The organism is Rhodopseudomonas sp., from assembly GCF_036404135.1.
Taxonomy (GTDB): Bacteria; Pseudomonadota; Alphaproteobacteria; order Rhizobiales; family Xanthobacteraceae; genus Rhodopseudomonas_A.
On the sequence record NZ_DASWPE010000084.1, the window covers coordinates 1 to 5,199 of the forward strand.

General features: G+C 66.1%; 4 protein-coding genes and 1 pseudogene. 3 read left to right on the top strand and 2 right to left on the bottom strand.

Translation table 11 applies throughout. The features are described 5' to 3' along the window. Together VGC77_RS09030 and VGC77_RS09035 are read right to left on the bottom strand one after the other, a co-directional pair. Positions 1-209: pseudogene (locus tag VGC77_RS09030) on the bottom strand (fasciclin domain-containing protein); the annotation flags it as partial. A 511-nt stretch (positions 210-720) separates the two neighbouring features. Beyond that, entirely contained in the window at positions 721-1,734 is a 1,014-nt protein-coding gene (locus VGC77_RS09035) for a zinc-binding alcohol dehydrogenase family protein (RefSeq protein WP_331171234.1), read from the bottom strand. A gap of 108 nt (positions 1,735-1,842) precedes the next feature. Between VGC77_RS09035 and VGC77_RS09040 the strand changes: the two genes are divergently transcribed. The 3 genes from VGC77_RS09040 to VGC77_RS09050 form a co-directional block, all read left to right on the top strand. Beyond that, positions 1,843-2,247 (top strand): helix-turn-helix domain-containing protein, encoded by a 405-nt coding sequence (locus VGC77_RS09040; protein WP_331171235.1) that lies wholly within the window; start codon positions 1,843-1,845, stop codon positions 2,245-2,247. Between the two features lie 72 nt (positions 2,248-2,319). After that, positions 2,320-3,717 (top strand): DegQ family serine endoprotease, encoded by a 1,398-nt coding sequence (locus tag VGC77_RS09045; RefSeq protein ID WP_331171236.1) that lies wholly within the window; start codon positions 2,320-2,322, stop codon positions 3,715-3,717. Positions 3,718-3,898: 181 nt separating this feature from the next. Then, positions 3,899-5,199 (top strand): replication-associated recombination protein A (locus tag VGC77_RS09050; RefSeq protein WP_331171237.1); only part of this gene is annotated, 1,301 nt, incomplete at its 3' end.

Below are 5,199 nucleotides of genomic sequence, written 5' to 3' on the forward strand. Positions count from 1 at the left end.
AGCGTGGTGTGATCCTTGGAATTGACGGCGTTCTCCACGATGTTCTTCGACGGGAACATGGCGGCGCCGCCGACCATCACGGTCTTCTCGCCGCTCATTTCGCTCTTCATCATCTTCTTCTCTTCGGCGCTGGCCGGCGCGACGATGCTGGAGGCGAGGGTGAGAGCGCCGAAGGCGACAGCCGACAGAAATGCAATTCGCTTGGACATGGATCGTCTCCCGTTGGGATTAGGCCTGCGGACATCCGCGTGCTGAATGTGAAAGGGCAACAACGACGCCGCTGCTCGATCGCGTTGGCTTTACGTCGTCGCTGTCCGAGTTACGTGAGCAGTTTGAGTCGGTTTCAGGAGATATTTTTCGCCGCAGTCTGAAACTAATCGTGCGAGGCGACGTGGGGGCGCCGCGATCGAACGCAGCGCCGCGACGCGCAGCAAGCCCCCACCCCAACCCTCCCCCGCAAGCGGGAGAGGGAGTTCTGCCGCGTGCGGAGCTGGCGTTGCGCACGAACTGGAATGTCGGCGAGTTTATAATCGACCTTGAAAGATCTGCAGCGCGCTCCCTCTCCCGCTTGCGGGGGAGGGTGGGGGTGGGGGCGACCGAGGGACGGAGTCCTCGCCAACCAAAGCGGGGATCATGCCGGAGAGCCGGTGATCGCTCACCACGCTCTGCAAGACGGGGTCGCTCGGCCAAGCCGGGCGATGACCGTCTTTCGGCCCCGAACTACCATCCCTCCAGCACCACCTTGCCGACCGATTTGCCGGATTCGATCAGGGCGTGGGCCTTTTTCAAATTGGCGGCGTTGATGGTGCCGAGGCTGCGCTGCAGCGTGGTGCGCAAGACGCCGTTGTCGATCAGATTGGCGACGTCGTTGAGCAGGTGATGCTGCGCGATCATGTCGGTGGTCTGATAGGTCGAGCGCGCGAACATCGCTTCCCAATGCAATGACGCCGACTTGGCCTTCAGCGGCAGCGCGTCGAGCGTCGCCGGATCGTCGATCAGCGCGATCTTGCCTTGAGGGGCCAGGATCTCGATCAGCGCCGGGAAGTGCTGCTCGGTGCCGGTGAGGCTGGCGATCAGCGAAACCGGCGGCGCCTTCAGCGCATCGATCTGCGGCTTCAGCGGCTTGGAATGGTCGACCACATCATGCGCGCCGAGCTCCAGGCACCATTTTTGGGTCTGCGGCCGCGACGCGGTGGCGACCACGGTGAGGCCGGTCAAGCGGCGCGCGAGCTGGATCAGGATCGAGCCGACGCCGCCGGCGCCGCCGACGATCAGCAGCGTGCGCGGATCAAAACTCTTGCCGGGCGCGACGCCGAGCCGGTCGAACAGCAATTCCCAGGCGGTGATCGAGGTCAGCGGCAAGGCTGCGGCCTGCGCGAACGACAGCGACTTCGGCTTGTGGCCCACGATGCGCTCGTCGACCAGGTGGAATTCGCTGTTGGTGCCGGGCCGCACCACCGAGCCGGCGTACCACACCTCGTCGCCGGGCTTGAACAGCGTCACCTCGGGGCCGACCGCATCGACGATGCCGGCGGCGTCATAGCCCAGGATCTTGGGCTCGCCGGCCGGCGGCGCGGCGCGCTTGCGCACCTTGGTATCGACCGGATTGACCGACACCGCGCGCACCGCGACGCGCAAATCGCGCCCGCTCGGGGTGGGGGTCGGAATCTCGACATCGAGCAGGGATTCGGTGTGGTCGATCGGAAGGGAATTCTTGTAGCCGACGGCTTTCATGCGACGCTCCATATGCTGCGCCGACAACCTGTCCTCGGGCGGCTCGCATTGCAAGTACTGTCATTTGGGGGATATAGTCACCGATCGGATACTATTGGACCAAGCAGCATGAAGCGGCGGGATTTCTATTGCGGCCCTGGCTGTCCGGTCGAGGTCACGCTCGATCTGATCGACGGCAAATGGAAGGGCGTGATCCTGTACCATCTGCAGGAGGGCCGGCTGCGGTTCGGCGAATTGCGCAAGAAGATGCCGGGCATCACCCAGCGGATGCTGACCAAGCAGCTGCGGGCGCTGGAGCAGGATGGCCTGATCAGCCGCAAGGTGTTCGCCGAGGTGCCGCCGCGGGTGGAATATGCGTTGTCGGAGACCGGGCTGCGGCTGCGCCCGGTGATCGACGCGCTGAAGCGCTGGGGCGAGGACCATCAGGCCCGCCAATCGGCGGCCGCCGCACCCCGCGCCGTCGCGGACGACGCCGAGCCGGCCGCCGCCGCGGCGGCGGACGGCAACCTGTGATCGATGCGCCGGCTCGCTTCTCTTGAGCCCGCCGGGCGCCTATATCTCATCGCTCAACAGCGGGATTCTTTCATGATTTCGACACGTGCATTCGCCGCCCTTGCATTGGCCCTCGTCATCTCCGCGCCGGCGCAGGCCGAGGACCGCCGGGTGCCATCCTCGCCGGCCGAACTGAAGCTCAGCTACGCCCCGATCGTGCAGCGGGTGCAGCCGGCCGTCGTCAACGTCTATGCCGCGAAAATCATCCAGAACCGCAACCCGCTGCTGGAAGATCCGATCTTCCGTCGCTTCTTCGGCGTGCCCGGCCAGCAGCCGGAGCAGATGCAGCGCTCGCTCGGCTCGGGCGTGATGGTCGATCCCTCGGGGTTGGTGGTCACCAACAACCACGTCATCGAAGGCGCCGATCAGGTCAAGGTGTCGCTCGCCGACAAGCGCGAATTCGAGGCCGAGATCGTCTTGAAGGACAGCCGCACCGATCTGGCGGTGCTGCGGCTGAAGGAGGTCGGCGCCGAGAAATTCCCGACGCTGGACTTCTCCAACTCCGACGAGCTTCTGGTCGGCGACGTGGTGCTGGCGATCGGCAATCCGTTCGGCGTCGGCCAGACAGTCACCCACGGCATCATCTCGGCCTTGGCGCGCACCCAGGTCGGCATCACCGACTATCAGTTCTTCATCCAGACCGATGCGGCGATCAACCCCGGCAATTCCGGCGGCGCCTTGGTCGACGTCAACGGCCGGCTGGTCGGCATCAACACCGCGATCTTCTCGCGCTCCGGCGGCTCGCAGGGCATCGGCTTTGCGATTCCCGCCAACATGGTGCGGGTGGTGGTGGCCTCGGCGAAGAGCGGCGGCAAGGAGGTCAAGCGGCCCTGGCTCGGCGCGCGGCTGCAGGCGGTGACGCCGGAGATCGCCGACACGCTCGGCCTGAAGCTGCCGAGCGGCGCGCTGGTGGCGAGCGTCACCGCGGGCAGCCCCTCGGCGCGCGCCGGCTTGAAACTCTCCGATCTGATCGTCGCCATCGACGGTTTCACCGTGGATGATCCCAACGCGTTCGATTATCGCTTCGCCACAAGGCCGCTCGGCAGCACCGCGCAGATCGACGTGCAGCGCGGCGGCAAGCTGGTGAAGCTCGCGATCCCGCTGGAGACCGCGCCGGACACCGGCCGCGACGAGATCGTGGTCAAGTCGCGCTCGCCGTTCCAGGGCGCCAAGATCGCCAACATCTCGCCGGCGCTGGCCGACGAGTTGCGGCTCGACCCCAGCATCGAGGGCGTGGTGGTGATCGATCTGGCCGACGACGCGCCGGCCGCCAGCGTCGGCTTCCAGAAGGGCGACATCATCATCGCGGTCAACAACAAGAAGATCGCGCGCACCAGCGAACTTGAGCGGATCGCCAACGAGCCGTCGCGGCTGTGGCGCATCACCGTGGTGCGCGCCGGCCAGCAGATCAACGTCACGCTCGGCGGATGAGGCGCGCGACGCAGCTTCTTTTCACCTCTCCCCGCTGGCGGGGAGAGGTCGACCGGCGAAGCGTCAGCGAAGCCGGTCGGGTGAGGGGGCGTCTCGTCGTATCGCAGGCTTCTCCCCCATGTCTGGCGCCCCCTCACCCCGACCCTCTCCCCGCAAGCGGGGAGAGGGAGAAGGTCTGCCCATGAGCCCGAAACGCCCGCAGCAATCGGAAAACCTGTTCGCCGCGGCGGGCCTGGAGCGGGATGCGCCGCATCCGTTGCCGGACCGGCTGCGGCCGCGTTCGCTCAAGGACGTGGTCGGCCAGGATCATATTCTTGGGCCCGACGGCGCGCTGACCCGGATGCTGGAGACCCGGACGCTCGGCTCGCTGGTGTTCTGGGGGCCGCCCGGCACCGGCAAGACCACCGTCGCGCGGCTGTTGGCGGACGCCACCGAGCTGCATTTCGAGCAGATCTCCGCGGTGTTTTCCGGCGTCGCCGATCTGAAGAAAGTGTTCGACGCCGCCCGCGCCCGCCGGCAGACCGGCACAGGCACGCTGTTGTTCGTCGACGAGGTGCATCGCTTCAATCGCGCGCAGCAGGATTCGTTCTTGCCTGTCATGGAAGACGGCACCGTGGTGCTGGTGGGCGCCACCACCGAGAATCCGTCGTTCGAACTCAACGCCGCTTTGCTGTCGCGGGCGCGGGTGCTGGTGTTCCAGTCGCTCGACGCGGTCGCGATCGAGAAACTGTATCTTCACGCCGAACAGATCGAGGGCCGGAAACTGCCGCTCGATGCCGAGGCGCGCGCCGTGCTGGTGCGAATGGCCGACGGCGACGGCCGCGCGGCTCTGACGCTGGCGGAGGAAGTCTGGCGCGCGGCCCGTTCCAACGAGATCTTCGATGCCGTGCAGCTGCAGGACATCCTGCAGCGCCGCGCGCCGATCTACGACAAGTCGGCGGACGGCCACTACAACCTGATTTCGGCGCTGCATAAGTCGGTGCGCGGCTCCGATCCGGATGCGGCGCTGTATTATCTGGCGCGCATGCTGGATGCCGGCGAGGATCCGCTGTTTCTGGCGCGGCGCGTGGTCCGCATGGCGATCGAGGACATCGGCCTGGCCGATCCGCAGGCGCTGGTGATCTGCAACGCGGCCAAGGATGCCTATGATTTTCTCGGCCATCCCGAAGGCGAACTCGCCATCGCCCAGGCGGTGATCTACATCGCCACCGCGCCGAAATCGAATGCCGCCTACAAGGCATTCGGGGCGGCGATGCGGATGGCGAAGGAGGGCGGCTCCCTGCTGCCTCCCAAGCATATCCTGAATGCGCCGACCAAGCTGATGAAGTCCGAAGGCTATGGCAGCGGCTATCAATACGACCACGACGTCCCGGATGCGTTTTCGGGGCAGGATTACTTTCCCGAAGCCCTCGGCCGGCAGACCTTCTACGATCCGCCCGACCGGGGTTTTGAGCGCGAAATCCGCAAGCGGCTGGATTATTG